The sequence below is a fragment of the Bacillus sp. FJAT-28004 genome (assembly GCF_001280845.1).
Classification (GTDB): domain Bacteria; phylum Bacillota; class Bacilli; order Paenibacillales; family Paenibacillaceae; genus Pristimantibacillus.
In genome coordinates this window covers 180,858-200,742 of sequence record NZ_LGHP01000003.1, presented here as the reverse complement: position 1 = coordinate 200,742, position 19,885 = coordinate 180,858, and the positions used below count along the sequence as shown (strand labels likewise).

General features: G+C 44.5%; 17 protein-coding genes and 1 pseudogene. 6 read left to right on the top strand and 12 right to left on the bottom strand.

The window, feature by feature from the left end:
- Nucleotides 1–669: 669 nt before the first annotated feature.
- From ric to AC787_RS34950, 5 genes are all read right to left on the bottom strand, one after another.
- Nucleotides 670–1,356, bottom strand: a complete 687-nt coding sequence (gene ric, locus AC787_RS28715; protein ID WP_054028389.1) for an iron-sulfur cluster repair di-iron protein — start codon at nucleotides 1,354–1,356, stop codon at nucleotides 670–672.
- Between the two features lie 345 nt (nucleotides 1,357–1,701).
- Nucleotides 1,702–2,244, bottom strand: coding sequence for a hemerythrin domain-containing protein (locus tag AC787_RS28710; protein ID WP_161807581.1), 543 nt, complete (start codon nucleotides 2,242–2,244; stop codon nucleotides 1,702–1,704).
- An 88-nt stretch (nucleotides 2,245–2,332) separates the two neighbouring features.
- Nucleotides 2,333–3,364 carry a GTP 3',8-cyclase MoaA gene (gene moaA, locus AC787_RS28705; RefSeq protein ID WP_414731010.1) on the bottom strand — a complete coding sequence of 344 codons (1,032 nt, stop codon included), beginning with the start codon at nucleotides 3,362–3,364 and terminating at the stop codon, nucleotides 2,333–2,335.
- A gap of 7 nt (nucleotides 3,365–3,371) precedes the next feature.
- On the bottom strand, nucleotides 3,372–4,592 hold the full coding sequence (gene glp, locus AC787_RS28700) for a gephyrin-like molybdotransferase Glp (RefSeq protein ID WP_235561163.1): 1,221 nt from the start codon (nucleotides 4,590–4,592) through the stop codon (nucleotides 3,372–3,374).
- Nucleotides 4,534–4,698 carry a hypothetical protein gene (locus AC787_RS34950; protein WP_235561166.1) on the bottom strand — a complete coding sequence of 55 codons (165 nt, stop codon included), beginning with the start codon at nucleotides 4,696–4,698 and terminating at the stop codon, nucleotides 4,534–4,536. The genes glp and AC787_RS34950 overlap by 59 nt, the downstream gene beginning before the upstream one ends.
- A gap of 138 nt (nucleotides 4,699–4,836) precedes the next feature.
- Between AC787_RS34950 and AC787_RS28695 the strand changes: the two are divergent.
- Nucleotides 4,837–5,565 (top strand): annotated as a pseudogene (locus AC787_RS28695) (Mrp/NBP35 family ATP-binding protein); the annotation flags it as partial.
- 165 nt (nucleotides 5,566–5,730) lie between these two features.
- Nucleotides 5,731–5,934: a hypothetical protein gene (locus AC787_RS28690; protein ID WP_054028385.1), complete on the top strand. Its 204-nt coding sequence runs from the start codon at nucleotides 5,731–5,733 to the stop codon at nucleotides 5,932–5,934.
- Nucleotides 5,935–6,052: 118 nt separating this feature from the next.
- Here AC787_RS28690 and AC787_RS28685 read toward each other — a convergent pair whose 3' ends face one another.
- A complete protein-coding gene (locus tag AC787_RS28685) occupies nucleotides 6,053–6,658 on the bottom strand; it encodes a molybdenum cofactor guanylyltransferase (protein WP_054028384.1) in 606 nt (201 codons plus the stop codon).
- 182 nt (nucleotides 6,659–6,840) lie between these two features.
- Between AC787_RS28685 and AC787_RS28680 the strand changes: the two genes are divergently transcribed.
- Nucleotides 6,841–7,560 carry a Crp/Fnr family transcriptional regulator gene (locus tag AC787_RS28680; RefSeq protein WP_054028383.1) on the top strand — a complete coding sequence of 240 codons (720 nt, stop codon included), beginning with the start codon at nucleotides 6,841–6,843 and terminating at the stop codon, nucleotides 7,558–7,560.
- Between the two features lie 60 nt (nucleotides 7,561–7,620).
- Here the strand turns inward: AC787_RS28680 and pyrH are convergent, their stop codons facing one another.
- From pyrH to AC787_RS28665, 3 genes are all read right to left on the bottom strand, one after another.
- Nucleotides 7,621–8,358 carry a UMP kinase gene (gene pyrH / locus AC787_RS28675; RefSeq protein WP_054028382.1) on the bottom strand — a complete coding sequence of 246 codons (738 nt, stop codon included), beginning with the start codon at nucleotides 8,356–8,358 and terminating at the stop codon, nucleotides 7,621–7,623.
- 207 nt (nucleotides 8,359–8,565) lie between these two features.
- On the bottom strand, nucleotides 8,566–9,639 hold the full coding sequence (locus tag AC787_RS28670) for a Gfo/Idh/MocA family protein (protein WP_054028381.1): 1,074 nt from the start codon (nucleotides 9,637–9,639) through the stop codon (nucleotides 8,566–8,568).
- 4 nt (nucleotides 9,640–9,643) lie between these two features.
- Nucleotides 9,644–10,771, bottom strand: coding sequence for a Gfo/Idh/MocA family protein (locus AC787_RS28665; protein WP_054028380.1), 1,128 nt, complete (start codon nucleotides 10,769–10,771; stop codon nucleotides 9,644–9,646).
- Nucleotides 10,772–10,943: 172 nt separating this feature from the next.
- On the opposite strand from AC787_RS28665, the gene AC787_RS28660 reads away from it, so the two are divergent.
- The 3 genes from AC787_RS28660 (at nucleotide 10,944) to AC787_RS28650 (ending at nucleotide 13,597) form a co-directional block, all read left to right on the top strand.
- Nucleotides 10,944–11,801: a helix-turn-helix transcriptional regulator gene (locus tag AC787_RS28660; RefSeq protein WP_161807580.1), complete on the top strand. Its 858-nt coding sequence runs from the start codon at nucleotides 10,944–10,946 to the stop codon at nucleotides 11,799–11,801.
- Between the two features lie 99 nt (nucleotides 11,802–11,900).
- Nucleotides 11,901–12,353 carry a MarR family winged helix-turn-helix transcriptional regulator gene (locus tag AC787_RS28655; RefSeq protein WP_054028378.1) on the top strand — a complete coding sequence of 151 codons (453 nt, stop codon included), beginning with the start codon at nucleotides 11,901–11,903 and terminating at the stop codon, nucleotides 12,351–12,353.
- A gap of 29 nt (nucleotides 12,354–12,382) precedes the next feature.
- Nucleotides 12,383–13,597, top strand: a complete 1,215-nt coding sequence (locus AC787_RS28650) for an MFS transporter (RefSeq protein ID WP_054028377.1) — start codon at nucleotides 12,383–12,385, stop codon at nucleotides 13,595–13,597.
- Here the strand turns inward: AC787_RS28650 and AC787_RS28645 are convergent.
- The 3 genes from AC787_RS28645 to AC787_RS28635 form a co-directional block, all read right to left on the bottom strand.
- A complete protein-coding gene (locus tag AC787_RS28645; RefSeq protein WP_152970794.1) occupies nucleotides 13,589–15,400 on the bottom strand; it encodes a PAS domain-containing sensor histidine kinase in 1,812 nt (603 codons plus the stop codon). The two genes, AC787_RS28650 and AC787_RS28645, sit on opposite strands and share 9 nt — an antisense overlap.
- A 236-nt stretch (nucleotides 15,401–15,636) precedes the next feature.
- On the bottom strand, nucleotides 15,637–16,857 hold the full coding sequence (odhB, locus tag AC787_RS28640; protein ID WP_054028375.1) for a 2-oxoglutarate dehydrogenase complex dihydrolipoyllysine-residue succinyltransferase: 1,221 nt from the start codon (nucleotides 16,855–16,857) through the stop codon (nucleotides 15,637–15,639).
- A 6-nt stretch (nucleotides 16,858–16,863) separates the two neighbouring features.
- The gene (locus AC787_RS28635) at nucleotides 16,864–19,779 is read right to left on the bottom strand and encodes a 2-oxoglutarate dehydrogenase E1 component (RefSeq protein WP_054028374.1); all 2,916 of its coding nucleotides are present in this window, start codon (nucleotides 19,777–19,779) and stop codon (nucleotides 16,864–16,866) included.
- Nucleotides 19,780–19,885: the final 106 nt, after the last annotated feature.

Below are 19,885 nucleotides of genomic sequence, written 5' to 3'. Positions count from 1 at the left end.
ATTTATCTTTGCCCCTTCACTATTCGATCTCCTAAATCATTAAACCATGAGTTGACCACTGCGCTCTGTGAGAAAAATCACTATGAACCCGATTTAAATCGAACTACCCGTGACAATTTGAAATAAATCGCAATGATCAACGATCTTGTTTCTAATATACGTATAAGCAGCCTTCGTGAATGTGATCTTCAGCACACCTTTTCAGTTGTCATGGATTTGACAAATAAAAATGGCTTTCCTTCAGATCTTGTTAGATCTCAGGGAAAGCCATAGCCACCACAATGCGATTCATACTTAACGTACGAATACACGGGCGATTAAACTCATATACAGCAGTGAACCTACCGAAAGCAGGCATCCGCCAATCCAAACCAATAACATGCTATTTATACCTATGCCCAGTGCTGTAGATCGTCCAGCGAATCCCGGAGCCCGGGCTGCCTTTATGACGGTGCTTACATATATCTCTCAAGTGGATCTCGTAAATAATAGGTGTAGCCAGCATCAAGGCGATAACGATTCCGCCTAATGGGAGGCTCTCCTATCCATGATCCCAGAGAAAACAGGTATAGCACGTGAAATCCTAGAAAACTGAGAATCCCAGTCACTATGAACAACAGCGGAAGCCTGAACATAGATACTTCCCCCTTTTAAGACAATGACCATTCGCTAAGCGCGATTAAAAAGTATATTGTTCTCTAAATGGATGTGCTGAAACATATCCGATTCCAGTTCCTCTAGCTTCAAAAACGTGAGCTGAAACGTTGTGCAGGCATCCTTTGGCAGCTCGTAGTCGCCTGTGATCTCCCGGATTTGTTTTAATAGATCACCTGAGCCTTCATGCTCTTGCTCCAGCGTGTTCAGAATTTCTAGTAGACGATCCCGCTTTGCTTCCGTCGGATCATTTTCATAGGCAATCACAGCAGGGAAAGCTTCCAGCTCTTCCTTTTCCATATGGTGCTCCATATCGCTTCGCAAAGTTTCGAACCATTGGTGCACTTGGAAGAGTTCAGTGTGATTCGGTCCATGCACGCGAGCCACCTTTTTCACATATTCACTTATTTGCGGCAGTGCAGATTTCAAATAACCATGATGGATGCTAACGATGTGATCAATTAATTCACTCGAGCTTAATTCATTCCAGTTCAAGTCCTTGGATTTCGAGGATACCGCCGCCTTTCTGAGACTTTTTAACAATATCTCCTCCTCGATGTCTTGGTCGCGAATCACTTGAAGAAGCGATTTATTGCCCCCGCAGCAAAAATCAATGCGGAATTCCTTGAACACCTCAGCTGTTTTGGGATAGTTCGTTACAATATCTCCTACGCTGTGCATTAATTGAATGTTCATTCCCATGATAAAACCCTCCAAATCATTTGTGTTTCTACCCGATATCAACTATACCTGAGCATTGTAAAAGAGTTTGTGATAGTCATCACATTTGTGAAAATGATTCTCTATTGTCTTTTATGAAGGCTGCTTTATACATGCGCTTATTCAAATCTACGGCTAAATTGCCATAAAAATATGGCGACCTCTCTCTGACTGATTGCCGTGAGATGGTCGCCACATAATACTCATGTTATGCTTTATGCTGTTGTAATTAAACCATAGGTACCGTCATCGCGCCGATAAACCAATTATGACTTGTTGGAATCTCTAATAAGAAATAAATAGAAATAATTTCATATGATCCATCTCCTATGAGAAAAAGTGTTCCAGATCCGTCATCACTTCCTCGGTTAAGGGTAATATAAGCTTCTCTTCCATCGTGAAGTGGTCATTCAATATCAAGCATGCCTGTACGAGATGCGAGGCAGTTTCTGCTAACCGTTTTTTATTGACTAAAGGAGTTACTTCATTAACGGCCTCGTTGAACGATTGAATAAACGAAACGCCTAACTGGTGATCCTTTTCCAGAACCCAGAAGGAAGGCATGATAGATGGAGCCGGTTGACGGTGGAAATATGCCAATAGAAAGGGGAACAATTCCTGTTCCTCCCATTCTGAATGCTGCTCCAGTTCGTTCTCAAATTGAGCGGTCTGAGTCCTTAGTTGCTGAAGAATTTGCAAACCTTTTGCTGTATCAGCGATCAAGATCACTTCTTTGGCATTCGTTTCGAGAATCCTTAATTGACTTCGTAATTTTTCATGCTCTTCCTTTAAACGGTCTGTTGCAAAAGTAAGCGCAGCCGAGTTTGAAGCAGCGAGCCCTGAATTGTAGATTAAGTCATTTACCTCCACTCCGAATCCCTCCCAAGTTCTCATTACATTTTGCTTTATGTCTTTAGTATAGCTCCATATACAGGTTCTCGCTGTGCGATACATCACACTAACCACCTATATGAGACATTTCAACCTTCGGCACGGGTGTCGTTTGCGTAAGTCGCGTTTCAGAATAACGATCCTGGCGCTTCCCCCAAACTTCTGCAATTAATGATCTTATTTCGGCATCACTAGCACCGGCTCTCATTACACTTAGCACATCTGTCTTATCTGAAGCAAACAAACAAGTATACAGATGCCCTTCCGCAGAAAGTCGAGCTCGTGTACAGCTTCCGCAAAATGCTTGGGTTACGGAGGATATCAAGCCGATTTCATCTTGGGATCCCTGATAACGATACCTCGTTGCAACCTCGCCAAAATAATTTGATTCCGCCGGTTCCAGCGGCATCTCTTTATGAATGATTTCAATAATCTGCTTGCTGGGCACGACATGCTTCAAATTCCATCCGTTGCTATTTCCAACATCCATAAATTCAACGAATCTTAAAATATGCCCGCGCTCCCGGAAGTATTGGGACATGGGGATAATATCCTGATCGTTAACGCCCTTTTGGACAACCATATTCACCTTCACGGATAATCCTGCCAAAGCCGCGGCATCGATGCCTTCCAGCACCCCTTTTACCGGAAATCCTCTCCCGTTCATAACGCCAAATCGCTCATCATTCAGACTATCCAGACTTACTGTGATACGCTCTAACCCGGAGTCTCTTAATTCCCTTGCCTTTTGTTTCAGCAGTGATCCATTGGTCGTAACAGCAATATCCCTAACGCCTTCTATATCGCGGATCATGGTAATGATTTCGCCAATATTTTTCTTTAACAGCGGCTCTCCACCAGTAATGCGAATTTTCTCAACACCAAACGATACAAATATCCGCGTTAATCTTTCCAATTCAGGAAGGCTAAGCAGCTTTTCTTGCGGAAGAAAGCGAAAATTGGGGCCAAACACCTCTTCGGGCATACAATATCGGCATCTGAAATTGCAGCGATCTGTAACAGATATACGTAAATCCCGAAGCGGTCTTCCAAGAGCGTCTGTGATTTGAGGAGCTTGCTTATTGTGATTTTCCATCATTCGTCTCTCACTTTCCGCACAAGGTAATTTCATAGGGAAGAGGAATAACCTCTACTTGCTGACCTGCAGCAATTCCTTTCGAACCCGAAGGTATCAGGATGAGGCAGTTCGCATCTTGTATGGAAACCAGCATACTTGAGCTGTTTTTTTTCAACACACTTACGCTCATTTGCTGATTGGAAAAGGTCATATGTCCTCTGATATATCGATCGTGCGGACACCCTTTATCAAAATCATCCGCCATTACCGCTTTGATAGTGTGAATGAACGGGCTTGAGATTCCTTGCATGGCAAGCAGTGCAGGCCGCACTAGTAGTTCAAAACCAACGAAGCAAGCACCAGGGTTGCCAGACAAACCGAACAAAAGTTTTTTGTTGATTGCCGCCGCGCTAGTCGGGCTGCCTGGTCGCATGGCAATTTTATTGAAGAGAAGTTCCATGCCGTTCTCATTCTTCGCAGAAAAAAATTCAGCCATCACATCATAATCACCAACGGAGACACCTCCGCTAACAATGAGCATATCGCATTCTTCTATCGCCGTTCGAATCGTCCGAGCGACTTCACGAATGTCATCGGGAGCGGTTCCATACCTGACCGCGCGACCACCATATTGCTCGATTTGCGCCGCAAGCATGTAGGCATTACTATTGCGAATTTTCCCAGGTAGAAGTGGTTCACCAGGCGTAATCAGTTCACTTCCAGTTGTTAACACGCCTACGACAGGGCGACGGATAACAGGAACTTTTTCATAGCCTAATGACGCGAGCAGAGCGATTTGACCTGGTCCTATCCGGGTGCCTGCTCCCATGAGTAACTGCCCTGATTTGATTTCATCCCCTACATTGACGATGTTCTGTCCATAATTAACTTTATGCTTAATGTGGATAAAATATTGTCCATCCTCTTGGAGCTCTTCAGTCTGTTCGAACATGACAACAGCATTCGCTCGATCTGGAACGGAGGATCCCGTCATAACGCGAATCGCGGTTCCAGGAACCACCTGTTTACTTGATATACTTCCTGCAGGCACCTCTTCGATTACCTTAAGGCGTGTAGGATTTTGTGGAGTCGCGAATGAAGCTTCTTCACTCAAAATCGCATATCCATCCAACCCGGATCGACGAAAATGAGGCATACATTCTTTCGAGTGCAATGGCTCCGAAATCCTTCTATATAAACATGAATCGATGTATGCATGCTCGCTGTCCAGCTGCTGTACGTGCTGCATAATCATACTCTGGGCATGAACGACCTTGACTGCCCTGCGAGCAAACCTCTGGCTCCTGTTGATCATCCTGAAAAGTCCTTCCTTCATCCCATAATAATTGAATCATAAAGCTTTACGCCTCGTACAGATGTGATATTAATCACATTCACAACAAGTTGAATGCTGGGATACTTTCTATAGTGACATACATCACATCTACAGAAAAGGTTGACCGATATAATTTCCATTTCATAAACGAACCGACGTTACCTTTATTGCGATTGCCAGCGGCAAAGGCGGGGTAGGTAAATCTACTGTAACGGTAAACCTTGCTATAGCTCTTGCCAGACGGGGGAAAAAAGTAGGCATCATCGATGCTGACATCTATGGATTCAGTATCCCGGATATGATGGGAATCGAAACGAAGCCAAAGATTATGGACAACACGATACTTCCCGCAGAAAATCATGGCGTCAAGGTCATCTCAATGGGCTTCTTCGTAGAAGACAATTCACCGGTTATTTGGCGAGGCCCTATGCTCGGTAAAATGCTAGGACAGTTTTTTACCGATGTTGCTTGGGGGGAAATCGATTATCTGCTCTTGGACTTGCCGCCGGGCACTGGCGATATCGCACTTGACGTGCACCAAATGCTGCCTGAGTGCAAAGAAATTATTGTCACCACACCTCATCCACCCGCCTCCTACGTGGCAGCAAGAGCAGGCTCAATGGCTAAGCAAACAAACCACGAAATTATGGGCATCATCGAGAATATGTCCTACTTAGCTTGCCATACATGTGGAACCAAAGAATATGTTTTCGGCCGCGGCGGTGGAACAGCCCTTGCTGAACAATTGCAGACAAAGCTGCTTGCCCAAATCCCATTGGGGGCGCCAGACAATCATCCTTCGGAACCAGATTATTCGCCATCCATTTACAAGGCAGACAGCACAGTAGGAAAGTTATATTTGGATATTGCGGATCAAATCATCTAAGTAGAATGATTCAGAGGTAGACAATGGTGCAGTGCCGTGTTTGCCTCTTTTTGTTTTTATGCCATTAAATGCTCACATTAAGTAGAAAATCATGTGAAATAAATCACATACTAATACGCATTAAGAGTATATATTGAAATCATAAGAAGAGAAGGAGTGATTTCTATGACAACCCTGCAAAACAAAGACCTTGAAACTCTACGTGATGACTTCTGTTGCGAGTACGGCCAAGTATTCGCTGAACGGGTCTGTGGTTTACCTCATCAGGTTGAAGAAGCTATACACACGCAAGATGAAACCGATGCGGACATTGTAACTACCATGGACTATTTGCATAAAATCGGCCTTCGGGAAGAGTACTTACTGTGAGTTATTCTTTAAAAGAACAAAATAATAGTGCCTCGAATTATTCCGGCACTATTTTTTTTGTTGATTCATGAATTTAGGAAAGATGGAAATCCTCCTCTAAGAAAACTTGAACCATTTGTTACTTTTGCAAATTCTCCATAAGAAGCATAGCCTCGTAATCCGCCAACGTTTTGAAACTGGAAACAAAATTTAAATCCACACCATTCTCATATAAGAGCTGATCACCCAGTTCACTCCAGAATGCATGCTTAAGCAAAGCCGAAACGTGAATCTCCCCTTGTTTTAAAAGTGGAACGATGTGGGATACGCAAGCCCGATCATAGATGCCGTGTAATAGATGAGTCTCACCAGCCACCAAAGGCACAACAGCTTCGAAGCCATCCAACTTTCTGTTCAGCAATAATTTAGCCGCTTTACTTGATATATAAGGCATATCGCAGCCGACTACCCACACGGATGGATGCTTCGCCAGAGACAGTGCTGCATGCATCCCGCTAAGAGGACCATGGCTTTCAAAAAAATCGGTTATAATGCGAACGGAACGATCAACTATATTTAAATAGGGCTTTGGATCATTTGTGACAATAATCAACTCATCGCATAATTCCCTCATACGGTCAATTTGTCGAACGATTAAAGGCTTACCGCCAAAAGGAAGTAGTGCCTTCAGTTCTCCCTTCATCCGACGATTTGCTCCACCTGCCAAAATAACTCCTGAAAGCATGATCATCACTTCTCCTTTTCAATTTTTTGTATAGTTCAACTTTAGACAAAATAACTTGGTCTGTAAGTGAATAATGTCACACTGCCCATAAGTGCTGTTGTGACATGAATCACATCCAACAGTTAAAAAGATGGCTATACTTTATTAACTGAGGAAGCCTTGAGAATGGAGCGATCCCACGAATGAATACAATAAATTGTTCAAATGAAAGTAATGTCCGCAATACAGAATGCTTCTCCGCCGATAACTTAGTTAAACTCCAGCAAATGATGTGCGAAATCAAAGTTGCCAGTGGTTCACTTCTATTCTGGGAAGGCGACACTGCTGACAAGCTGTATTTCATCAAAAGCGGCCGGATAAAAATAACAAAGTCTTCTGACGAAGGAAGAAAATTCATCTTATATATGTATCAGGAAGGCGATATGTTTGGCCAAGTGGACCCTTTTCGCCAATCCTCTCATGTTTTTAACGCGGAAATCATCGAGGATAGTGTCGTCGGGGTTATTCTACAGAAGGATTTGGAAGTATTGTTTTGGCATAACGGAGATTTAGCTGTTGAGTTCATGAAATGGATGGGGCTTATTCATCGGATGACGCAGTCCAAATTCCGTGATTTAATGATGTTTGGCAAGCACGGCGCGCTATGTTCATTGCTCATTAGACTGGCCAACACTTATGGCATTGAACAAAAAAATCATATCGTTGTTTCAAAAGTACACACGAACACCGAACTCGCTGATATGATTGGCGTTACTAGGGAGAGTGTAAACCGTATGCTAAGTAAACTTCGTAAAGCGAATGCCATCAAAATTGAAAAAAGTCACATCATTGTAGAAGATCTTCAGTATCTCCGAGATATTTGCCATTGTGAGAATTGCCCTAAAGACATTTGCAGAATGTAAAAAATGCACCTGCCGAGTTAATCGGTTACAGGTGCATCTATCGTCCTCTTGTCTATATCGCTATTCATTATATGCAAGAACAGATTCACCGCTTATGACGGTTCCGTTATTTGCACCTTCACAAATCTCTTTCATCGAACCTGGCTTGTCGAAGTTGAACACATGCATAGGCAGATTATAGTCTCTCGCTAAAATGAAGGCTGACTGATCCATTACCTTTAAATCATGTTGTAAAACATCATTGTAATGAAGGGATTTGAATTTCCTCGCATTTGCATCATATTTAGGGTCTGCATTAAAAATACCGTCTACGCCTTGTTTTGCAACCAAAAGTGCTTCACTATTCACTTCAATTGCCCTTTGTACTGAAGGATAATCTGTTGTCACGTAAGGTTGACCGTTCCCTCCTGCAAATATGACGATATATCCTTGCTCCAAATGGTGGATCGCTCGCAGTCTGATATACGGCTCAGCGACCGATGTAATCGGTATTGCTGTCATTACACGAACTTCTTTGTCGGTCTTGGCTTTAAGAACTCCACGAAGCATCAAGCTATTAATGACTGTTGCAAGCGTGCCAATGTTGTCTGCTTCCGCTCTTTCGATTCCCCAGCTTTCCGCCATATTACCGCGGAATATGTTACCCCCGCCAATAACGAGTGACACTTCTACTCCTAAATTAACGACTGATATAATTTCATTCGCAATGTAATTCAACCTCTCAGGTTCAAATCCAAATTCAGTATTTCCTGCGACTGCTCCACCGCTTAGTTTAATAAGAACCCTTTTGTACCTCATTCGTCGTTACACCTCCATGTAATAAAAAAAAACACTAAAGCAATGGATGCTTTAGTGTAAAAGTGAAATGGGAATATGAAAAATGAAATTGGGATAAGGTCATCCTTCTTTTGATCCTCATATCCCCACTCCTTCCATTTATTATTTCCAACCTATTTTATACTGAGTACGAGTAAAAAAGCAACTGTCTATTAACAGAAACCATTTCTACTCCACTTTTGTCGCATGCTTCTGAGCAAGAAGCGACAGCTCTGCTGCTTTGAAGGTATGCTCCTGCGTCATTGCAAGCTCCGTCCCATTCAAGCAATCGAGAATCAGCTGTCCAAAATAAGGGAAGCCGACTTTGCCACGAAGCTGGATATGCTGTTCACCATCCCCGTTTACCAGATAAAGCTGGTCGCCGTCCTTATCTTTAGTGATATCAATATACTTCCTCATCTCGATGTAACCTTCTGTTCCGAGAATAATTGTACGACCGTCGCCCCATGTGCCAAGTCCGCTTGGTGTCAGCCAATCAACACGGAAGTAGCCGGTTGCCCCGTTATCTCCTACAAGCGTCATATCACCAAAATCCTCAAGCTCTGGATAGTCCTTATTTGCATAGTTGGCAACCTTGCTGTTTACGACACTCGCATTCTGATTACCTGTAAAATATAGAAATTGTTCAATTTGATGCGATCCGATATCACAAATAATGCCTCCGTACTTTTCCTTCTCAAAAAACCATGCCGGACGGGATGCTGCGTTCAAACGATGCGGGCCTAGTCCAATGACCTGAACAACACGTCCAATTGCGCCTTGTTCGATCAATTGACCCGCATAAACCGCACATTCCACATGCAATCTCTCACTGTAATATACAGCATATTTTTTTCCGGTATCTGCGTAAGCAGTGCGTGCGTCCGCGAGCTGCTCAAGCGTCGTAAATGGCGCTTTATCTGTGAAATAATGTTTGCCGCTCCGCATGACGCGAACGCCTAGCGGTCCACGCTCCGAAGTTATAGCAGCAGCTGCAACCAGCTGCACCTCAGTGTCGGAGAGCACCTGCTCTTCCGAGTCAGCTGCCTGCACCTGCGGATATTGGCGAACAAATGCTTCAACCTTAGCAGGGTCGGCATCATACACCCATTTTAAAGTTGCCCCTGCTTCCACGAGTCCATTGCACATGCCATAGATATGACCATGATCAAGACTAACAGCCGCAATTACGAATTGCCCGTCCTCAACTACTCTATTCGGTTTTCCCTTTGGCGCATACTTCATGCCATCCGCATTACTCATCGATCTAGTCCTCCTTCTGATAGGCAGAGCTTGCGATTCGCTCTTGCAAATGCTTATAAAATAACTCCTCATCAATCGGCAAATCTACCCAGCCATCGGTCCATGTCGATAGAAGCATCGCATTGGAGAGCATAAGCCCTTTGATGCCTTCTTCTCCTGGAGCAATTAATGGTTCATTGAACAGGATGGCATTCACCCAGTTTTGTGTAATTCCTTTATGATCGGGATTGCTTCCGTTAATTGGAATTTCGCATTTCCAGCATTCCGGCTGACCAAAGCCGCCTTTAAATTGCTTGTTGAATTCAGGCTCGGGAACGGTTAGACGCCAGAAGGTTAGCTGATTATTTTCGATTACAATTTTACCGCGATCACCGCTCACTTCCAGTCTATTCGTTCCTGGCGCTTCGCCCGTCGTCGTCACGAACACCCCAGTAGCTCCATTCTCGTATTCAACGAAAGCTGTTACATCATCCTCGACCTCGATGTCACGATGCTTGCCGAAGTAGCAGAAAGCACGGACACGCTTTGGCATCATACTGATCGTCCATTGCCACAAATCGAGCTGATGGGGATCTTGGTTAAGCAGTACGCCGCCGCCTTCACCACCCCAAGTTGCTCGCCAAGTACCCGAATCGTAATAGCTTTGAGAGCGATACCAATTTGTAATAATCCAGTTGGTCCGTCTCACTTCGCCTAGCTCACCGTTATCAATCAATTCTTTCAGCTTCACATATATCGGATTTGTCCGTTGGTTATACATCATGCTGAATTTAACATTCGCCTTGCTGCCCGCCTCATTCATCTCGCGAACCTGCTTCGTATATACACCCGCCGGTTTCTCGCAAAGCACATGCAGACCACGCTCGAAGCAAGCAATAGAAAGCTCTGGATGGGAGAAATGAGGAGTTGCGATAAGTACACCGTCAACAAGTCCAGAGTCCATCATTTCATAAGGATCCTCATACAATCCGACTTGATCACCAAGCTTTTCTTTTGCCCACTCAAGATTTGCTTGTACACAATCACTAACTGCGGTTACTTGGACTCCACTTACTTCGCCCTTCAGTAAGTAGCCAATATGCCCCTTGCCCATATTTCCTAATCCGATAATTCCCAAACGAACGATCTGCATCCGAATACCGCCCCTTATTTACGATGTTATAATAACAAAGCTTGCTTAATCGTTTTCACCTGCCTATATGGTAGCATTTTGGAATGCAGCCAACTTCATTCGCATTAACTTGTTTACGCTTTTATTTGACTGTGGTTGGTGTATAATGAGGGTATTTATAAGTGGAGGCGAAATGATGAGCACGCAGCAACAAATCCAATTACCTTTTACAATGGGAACCAGCTCTGATTTCAACGCTCAAATCCCCTATCATAGTCATTTTCATTATGAAGTTTATTATTTCCATGGCGGCAAAGTAAACTATCTCATTAATGATCGCATATATGTCCTTGAACCTGGTGACTTGCTGCTTATGCACGGGATGACATTGCACCGGGCAAATGTCGATCCAAGCGCTACTTACCACCGGTCGATACTCCATTTTGATCCCTATTACTTTAAGCAATTTATACAACCTCCTTTTGCTGCGGACCTGCTCGAACCATTCGAGAAGCTTCAAAATATACGATTGCAGCTGAGGGGGACCGAGAGAGCTGAAATCGAAGCAAGCCTTCATAAGCTGGAGCAGCTTTACGTGCAGCAGGACAGCTTCTCCAGGCAGCGATTTCAGGCGTTAATGCTCGATTTTCTTATTCAGATCAATCAGCTTTGTCAGAAGCCGCTAAAGGATAAACCAACCTTTCCTTCCTCCAAGGAGCGCCATGTTCAAGCCATCATCTCTTATTTGGAGTGCCATTATAATGATGATATTACGCTTGAGGCCATTCAAACAGAGCTTCACTTAAGCAAATATTATTTGGCCAAAACGTTTAAAGAGGTTACTGGATTTACAATCTTTCAGTTTCTAATGCAGCGCCGAATCTATCAGGCCAAAATTGAGCTTATCAATAGCGTTCTCCCCATTACCGATATTGGCTATGATGTTGGATTTAAGCATCCCTCTCACTTCAGCCGCGCTTTCAAGCTTCATACTGACCTTACGCCCGAACAATATCGCAAGCAGCATCACAACCCTCTCGATTCTCTGTAAGCAGCTTCATTCCAGATTTATGGATTGAAGCTGTTGACCTATTTAGTTGTTAAGCGTATTATTGTCATAACAACTAAATGGATATAGCAGGTGAAATCATTGGAATTTAAACAATCGGTAGGTTATATGCTCAGCAATACAGGCCGCAAACTAAACCTGCGGCTTCATCAGCTTTTTCAAGATTATGACGTTACGCCTGAACAATGGTCACTGCTCATGTATCTTGATGAGCATGATGGCATGACTCATAAAGATTTGGCACAGCGCTCCGACAAGGATCCAGCCAATATTACACGGCTTGTTGACCAGCTGGAGCGGAAAGCGCTTGTACGCCGTGTCGCAAATCCGAATGATCGTCGCTCACAGCTGCTTTATTTAACCGCTAATGGCAGAACATGCTCTAATGAACTGGCACCCATCGAAGAAAACTTTGTCGCACAGCTGTTGACGGATATTTCCATAGACGAAATTCAAGCATTCAAAAAATTTATGGCCAAAATAATTAAAAATGCGGATCAGCATCATGAATCTAACACAAAGACGAATCAATGAACGGCGAACATCTGAGAGGGGAACCTGTAATGAATGCCAATAAATTATGGAGCGCTGACTTCATAAAAATATGTTTAAGCAGCTTTTTTCTATTTTTTGCTTTTTATACGTTAGCAACAGCTCTGTCCGTTTATGTGACCAATGGTCTTGGAGGGTCTGACACGCAGGCGGGATTGTCAATGACCGTATTTGTTATCGCCTCTGTACTTCTTAGGCCCTTTGCTGGGCAACTGATGACTCGTTATGGAGAACGTAAAATCGTCATTATTTCCTTACTGCTGTTCTTATTGTTTTCCATCGCATATTTAGGTGTTTTTGGGTACGCCATGCTGCTGCTTGTTCGTTTTTTTCACGGCGGCACCTTCGCTATCGCAACCACCTCTACCAATACGACTGCAATTGGAATAATACCAGAACATCGTAAAGGTGAGGGGATTAGTTACTTCAGTTTATTTATGAGCCTAGCCATGGTCATTGGACCATTCGTAGGTTTAACGATAACGACACATGGCGGTTTTACAGCGATGTTCGCTTTATGCGCAGTATGCGCACTCATCTCATTTTTACTAGGTGCTTCAACAAAAGGCCAATCCAGCATCGCCAAAGCGAAGCAGCCGATCATAAGGACTAAGAGCAAGTTGCATTGGCGAGATCTTGTGGAACGGAAAGCCGTGCCCATCGCAATTAGCGGGTTTGTTGTCGCGTTCGCTTACAGTGGATTAGTGACGTTTATGTCCGTTTATGCTCATGAGCAGGCTATTGATCAATATGCCAGCTATTTCTTCGTTTGCTTCGGCATAATGATCGTATTGCCTCGTCCAATTGTAGGAAAATTGCTCGATCGTGTAGGCGAGCATGTCATTGTTTATCCCAGCATTGCTATATTTGCAATCGGCATGCTGCTGCTTAGTCAAGCGAGTTCGCCAGTGCTTCTGCTTGTTTCCGGTGCTGTCATTGGTCTCGGATACGGCGCCCTGCTGCCTTGCTTTCAGACCATAGCTATACTTGCTGCTCCTGCTCATCGCAGAGGGCTCGCTACAGCAACATTTTATTTGCTATTCGATCTTGGGTATGGCATTGGCTCATACACGCTTGGATCATTGGCTTCAAGCTACGGCTACAGCGCTATGTATGTGCTTTGCGCCATTATTATTGCCTTATCTTCCGTCATATACTTCACGCTTCATCATAAACGCAAAAGAATGATGGCCACTTCAGATGATAATGCCTATAGTTCATCCTAAGCTTGCCGGCAACTGCTCCTGAAAAGGCAACATGATTTCCACGACTGTCCCTTCATTCATCACACTGCTAATTTGAAGCGTACCTTTGTGCGCTTCAATAATGCGGTTGCTGATCATAATACCAAGTCCCGTCCCTTTTTCTTTCGTTGTCAGAAAAGGTTCACCGATTTTCTTAATTAGCTCCTCCGGTATACCCGAACCGCCATCTTTAATTCGGATATGAACGAAGCCATCCTCCAAACTTGCAACAGTCACAACAACTTCGCCGCCATACGTCATCGCCTCTAACGCATTTTTGATAATATTCAAGAAAACCTGCTTAAGCTGATCAACATTGCAAAATATCAACGGCCGTGTTTGGTCAAAACAAACCTTCAATTCCACGTTTATCAAAATAGCCTGTGTTTCCAGTAATGATAAGACGCTTCTCAGTATCGGCTCTAGAGGCTCGTTGCGAAAGTTCGTGAAATGCGGCTTGGCCAGCGTCATAAACTCATTTACGATAAGTGTAATACGGTCAATTTCATTGGCCATAATTGAAAAATAATGTTGGTTCTCCGGATACTTGCTGCTCAAAAGCTGCGTGAAGCCCTTAAGCGCCGTTAGCGGATTTCGAATTTCATGTGCTACTCCTGCGGCAAGCTGCCCAATCGCAGACAACTTCTCCGAACGAATAAGCACCTCCTCGGATCGCTTATGATCGGTCAAATCCCGAATAACGCTGAGCATGACATCCTTACCTAAATAATTATTAATCCGAATGCTTGATACTTCCACATCCAACAATTGTCCGTCCTGACGAATAAGAACTCGTTCTTCAAAAGGAGTAGGGTCATCCGTCGTCATGATATTATGCATTTTCTCCAGTGCTGATGCATGGTGGTTCGAATGAATAAAATCGAGTACACTTTTTCCTATAACTTTTGCTTCCGACTCAAATCCAAGTGCCTGCAAAGCTAGCTTGTTCGCGTAAAGGACGATCCCTTGATCACTCATAATGATGGGTTCGGGAACAAACTTTATAATTTTCTGATAAAGCTTAGCATTTTCTCTTAGCAAATTTTCCTTCTCACGTTTAGGTGTAACGTCTTGTATGGTACCGAGCAAGGACAGCTGCCCGTTGAACATTATAATTGTACCATTTCCTTCCAAATAAATGATGCTGCCGTCTTTTTTTATGCCCCTGCATTTGAGTGGAAATTGATTTAATCCAATAGCCATGCCATGCAAAATCTCGCTTTCATGGCGATTGATTTCATCCTGTGCCACCAAATCACTTGTCGACATGGCGTATATCTCCTCTACTGTATAGCCATACATCTCCGCCAAATAGGGATTGGTATAAACAATCTTATTATTTTGCCCCACGAATACGCCCGCTACAACATTTTCCATCAAGCTTTTATATAAATAATCCTTCTCGTGCAAGGAGGCTTCCATTCGCTTCTGCTTGGTTATATCATGCACAATAAGCTGGACAGCATTTTTACCATCAAATTTCACGGCAACTGCTCTCATTTCTACCTCTATCGCCTGCTGATCCAGACGAAGCAGCTCGTAATAGGTAAATGTAGAAGGATTGGCCTCACAAATTAAATAGTTAATCATTGCCGGAAACCGCTCCAAATACTCGGGATGAATGAACTTGTTTATAGGGAATCCAATTATATTATCGAATTTACTAATACCCAGCATGTTTAGCATAGCGTGGTTAGCAAATACAATATCACCTTCCAAAAATACGATAAGCCCGTCAGGAAGCATATGAACCAAATGCTGATATCTCTCTTCACTTTCCCTCAATTGTTCATTAACCTCGACGATTTCAATCCCCTCTTCTCATCACATTTCAACAAACTGCTCTCTCCTGTTGATTACTTTCAACATTCCCCGCCTTCTTCCTGCTCGTTTTCGACTTTAAAATATAAAAAAATTGCCGCTAACTGCGGATATACGATATATAATCGCAAAAAAAATAGAGACTGCCCATAAAGTAGATCATTCTACTTTAAGGTCAGTCTCTATTGGAATTCTTATTATTAGCCTTCGAGAAGAAGTGCTTCTGGATCTTCTAGAAGCGCTTTGACGGTTACGAGGAAACGAACAGCTTCGCTGCCATCCACGATACGGTGATCGTAAGACAATGCAAGATACATCATCGGACGGTTTTCCATGCGAACATCATCGATAGCTACTGGACGAATTTGAATTTTGTGCATGCCGAGAATACCAACTTGCGGTGCATTAAGAATTGGCGTTGACAGTAAGGAGCCAAATACGCCGCCATTCGTAATTGTAAAGCTGCCGCCTTGCAAATCAGAAATCGCAAGTGTGTTTGATCTTGCTTTACCAGCAAGCTCAACGATATTTTTCTCGATTTCAGCGAAGCTTAGACGGTCCGCGTCACGAACGACTGGAACGACAAGACCTTCTTTTGCAGATACTGCAATGCCGATATCATAGAACTTTTTAGTAATAATATCTTCACCGTCGATCTCAGCATTAAGCAGCGGGAATGCTTTAAGCGCACCAACTACTGCTTTTGTAAAGAAGGACATAAATCCTAAGTTCACATCATTTTTCTCGAAGAAAGCTTGCTTACGGCGTTTGCGCAAATCAAGAATAGCTGTCATATCCACTTCATTGAAAGTCGTCAGCATCGCTGCTGTGCGTTGTGCTTCAACAAGGCGGTTAGCAATTGTAACCCGGCGACGGGACATCCGTTTGCGTTCAGTCGGCTTAACATCTTTGCTTGCGTTAGCAGGCTCTGATTGTGTAAGCGGAGCAGATTTAACCGGAGTAGCAACCGCAGGTGCAGGAGCTTGTCCTTGCGCTTGCGAAAGATCAATGCCTTGCTCACGCGCACGTTTACGAGCTGCTGGTGAAGCATTAATCACTGCTGCACTTTCGCTTGCAGAAGATGCCGCAGGCGCTGCTGGTGCAGCTGGTGCTGGAGTTGCGGCAACAGGAGCTGCAACTGGTGCTGCCTCAGCTGCCGGAGCAGCAGGTGCGGCTGCGCCGCCCGCTGCTTCTCCAATCGAACCGATTGTTTCGCCTACAAGAACAACATCTCCGTCTTGCTTTGCGATGCGAGATACAACACCGCTATTGTCAGCGCTAATTTCTATGTTAACCTTATCGGTTTCAAGCTCTAGTAGGACATCTCCCTGATTGACGGAGTCGCCTTCCTTCACGAACCATTTGGTAATTGTGCCTTCAGATATGGACTCGCCTAGTTCCGGTACAATAATTTCAGCCATTAGTCACTACCCCCTTATCAAACTTGTTTCAACTGGTTTGCCGTTCAAAGCTGTCGAAATAATCCATTTTTGTTCTGCAGCATGTACTTCTTGGTGCCCGCTTGCAGTACTTGAGCGATCAGGTCTGCCAATGTAGCGAACCGCTGCCTTCTTAGGTGACAATGCACGAAGACGAGGCTCCATGAAGCTCCATGAACCCATATTTTGCGGTTCTTCTTGTACCCATACGATTTCTTCCAGCTTATCGAATTGCTTCACTATGCGTTCGATTTCTGCATGAGGGAACGGGTACAGCTGTTCTACTCTTGCAACGCGCAGCCATTCATAATCTTCAGCATTTGTCGAAGCAAGCGCCTCTTCAATATCAATGGCTACTTTACCTGTGCAAAGAAGCAAACGTTTTACTTTATCCTTCTGTTCCTTCGGCTCTGTCAGCTTGAATTGCGGAAGCACCGGCTTGAATGAGCCTTCGCTGAACGCAACACCATGAGACGCGACACGAGGATTACGGATCAAGCTCTTAGGCGCCATTAGAACGAGCGGGCGAACCTGCTCCGTACCAAGCGACGCTGCTTGCTTGCGCAGCAAGTGGAAATATTGAGCGGACGTTGAAAGGTTCGCAACTGTCCAGTTGTTATCAGCTGACAGCTGAAGGAAACGCTCAAGTCTAGCGCTGGAATGCTCCGGCCCTTGACCTTCGTAGCCATGCGGCAGCAAAATCGTGATTCCTGATTTTTGCGACCATTTCGCACGGCCAGCTGAGATGAACTGGTCAAAAATAACTTGGGCAACGTTAGCAAAGTCACCATATTGCGCTTCCCAAATGACGAAGGTTTCAGGCGCAAATACGTTGTAGCCATATTCAAAGCCTAGTACTGCCGTTTCCGACAATGGGCTGTTATGAACGGCAAAGGAAGCTTTCGCTTGCGGCAAAATGTGCAGTGGCGAGAACTTGGCTGCCGTCACATTATCATTGAGCATAATGTGTCGATGTGCGAACGTTCCACGCTCTGAATCCTGACCACTTAGACGGATTGGTGTACCGTCAGCGAGAATCGTTGCGAATGCAAGCGTCTCGGCATGTGCCCAGTCAACCTTCTCCCCGTCATTCAAAGCAGCAGCTCTACGCTGCAAAATACGTTGAAGCTTCGTATATTCTGTAAAACCTTCCGGACGGTTAAGCAGCTCAAGGTTAATTTCACGAAGCGTCTCAAGAGGCACAGCTGTGCGTGCTTCCTCAGCAGCAGGAAGCGCTGATTTACTTTGCTCTCCGCGAAGCTTCGGCTCGCCTTCCTTCGCTTTCATTGCATCATAAGCAGCTTGCAGCTTGCCGTTTGTACGTTGACGCAATGCTTCTATTTGCTCTGCCGTGATCGCTTTCTCACCTTTCAACTGCTCGCTATAAAGCACGCTTACGGTCGGATGATTACGAACCTTTGTATACATGAGCGGTTGTGTTACTTCTGGATCGTCCATTTCATTATGACCGAAACGACGATAACCAATCAAGTCGATAACAAATCCTTTATTGTAGCGGAGACGGTATTCGCAAGCAAGGCGAACAGCTGCTAGACAAGCTTCCGGCTCATCCGCATTTACGTGTACGATTGGAATATCAAAACCTTTTGCAAGGTCACTTGCGTAATGCGTCGAGCGTGAATCAATGCTATTCGTTGTAAAACCAAGACGATTGTTCGCAATAATATGCAGCGTACCGCCGTTGTGATAGCCTTGCAGTTTATTGAAATTGAGCGTTTCGGCAACAATTCCTTCGCCAATGAAAGCCGCATCGCCGTGAACGGCAATCGTAACAGCTTTCGCGGGATCTTGTGTAGGCATCCCCGGCTTGCTGCGATCCTCTTGTGCAGCGCGTGTAAAGCCTTCGACTACTGGATTAACAAACTCCAAGTGGCTCGGGTTGTTGGCGAGGGTAAGATTCGCACGAATCGTTTCGCCTTCCTTCACAGCTCTGTCTGCGCCTAAATGATATTTCACGTCGCCAGTCCAGCCGTAATTAAGACCCATAGAACCTTCAGACGGAATAAGCTCTTTGTTTGGTGCATGGTGGAACTCGGAGAAAATTTTCTCGTAAGGCTTGCCGAGTACATGCGTCAGTACGTTTAGTCGACCGCGATGCGCCATACCCATCAGAATATGGTTTGCTCCATCATGTGCAACGGAACGGACGATTTCATCAAGTACTGGCACGAGCATATCAACGCCCTCGATGGAGAAACGCTTTTGTCCAACGAATGTCCGGTGCAGGAAGTTCTCGAAGTACTCGACTTCCATTAGACGCTCAAGCAGCGCCGAACGTTCTCTTGCAGATAGCGGCGCTGGGAAGCTTCCCGATTCCGCCTGTTTGTTAAGCCAATTGCGTTCACTCTCATCATGAATATGTGTAAATTCATATGCCGCTGAACGGGTATAAATTTCTCTCAAGCGGTTTATTGCTTCCCAGCCATTTGAGATCGATGCTGGCGCATTATCCCAAATAAGCGATGCCGGGATAGAAGTCAAATCCGCTTGCGTAAGTCCGAAAGTTTCTGGCTCAAGCAGCTTTGTATCAGCAGCAGGGCTGAAGCCGAGCGGATCAATATCTGCAGCTAAATGGCCGTATCTGCGAATGTTCAGCATTAGCTGATGCGCAGCGACAACCTTTTTCAACATATTTGAATCAATCGGACCAGGTGCTGCTGCATGTGATGCAGCCTTTTGCTCGCTTGGCTTAGCGATAAAGCTCGGAGCATCTCCTTGTAGTGTAGCCGGAGGTTCCCCGAAACGTACAAACAGCTCACGAACAGTTGACTCCACGGAGTCAGGATCAGTTAAGAAACGCTCGTATTGCTCCTGCACATACCCAAGGTTGGGGCCATAGTAGCTTTGCCAAGGCGAATAATTTCGCTCATCATGGTTGCTCATTGCAGAAAATTCCACCCTCTCTATTCATTGCCATCCTATTATTTTCTAAGGCGATGCTCGCCATACATGCTCGCCAACTTGCACTTGCCTAAATCGTTTTCAATAA

Coding starts and splice junctions, on each gene's coding strand:
- glp (WP_235561163.1), bottom strand. CDS start 4,592: ATGCAGCACGTACAGCAGCTGGACAGCGAGCATGCATACATCGATTCA.
- AC787_RS28685 (WP_054028384.1), bottom strand. CDS start 6,658: ATGCTTTCAGGAGTTATTTTGGCAGGTGGAGCAAATCGTCGGATGAAG.
- AC787_RS28670 (WP_054028381.1), bottom strand. CDS start 9,639: ATGAGTAATGCGGATGGCATGAAGTATGCGCCAAAGGGAAAACCGAAT.
- AC787_RS28690 (WP_054028385.1), top strand. CDS start 5,731: ATGACAACCCTGCAAAACAAAGACCTTGAAACTCTACGTGATGACTTC.
- AC787_RS28680 (WP_054028383.1), top strand. CDS start 6,841: ATGAATACAATAAATTGTTCAAATGAAAGTAATGTCCGCAATACAGAA.
- ric (WP_054028389.1), bottom strand. CDS start 1,356: ATGGGAATGAACATTCAATTAATGCACAGCGTAGGAGATATTGTAACG.
- odhB (WP_054028375.1), bottom strand. CDS start 16,857: ATGGCTGAAATTATTGTACCGGAACTAGGCGAGTCCATATCTGAAGGC.
- pyrH (WP_054028382.1), bottom strand. CDS start 8,358: ATGAGGTACAAAAGGGTTCTTATTAAACTAAGCGGTGGAGCAGTCGCA.
- moaA (WP_414731010.1), bottom strand. CDS start 3,364: ATGATGGAAAATCACAATAAGCAAGCTCCTCAAATCACAGACGCTCTT.
- AC787_RS34950 (WP_235561166.1), bottom strand. CDS start 4,698: ATGATTCAATTATTATGGGATGAAGGAAGGACTTTTCAGGATGATCAA.
- AC787_RS28650 (WP_054028377.1), top strand. CDS start 12,383: ATGAATGCCAATAAATTATGGAGCGCTGACTTCATAAAAATATGTTTA.
- AC787_RS28660 (WP_161807580.1), top strand. CDS start 10,944: ATGATGAGCACGCAGCAACAAATCCAATTACCTTTTACAATGGGAACC.
- AC787_RS28665 (WP_054028380.1), bottom strand. CDS start 10,771: ATGCAGATCGTTCGTTTGGGAATTATCGGATTAGGAAATATGGGCAAG.
- AC787_RS28635 (WP_054028374.1), bottom strand. CDS start 19,779: ATGAGCAACCATGATGAGCGAAATTATTCGCCTTGGCAAAGCTACTAT.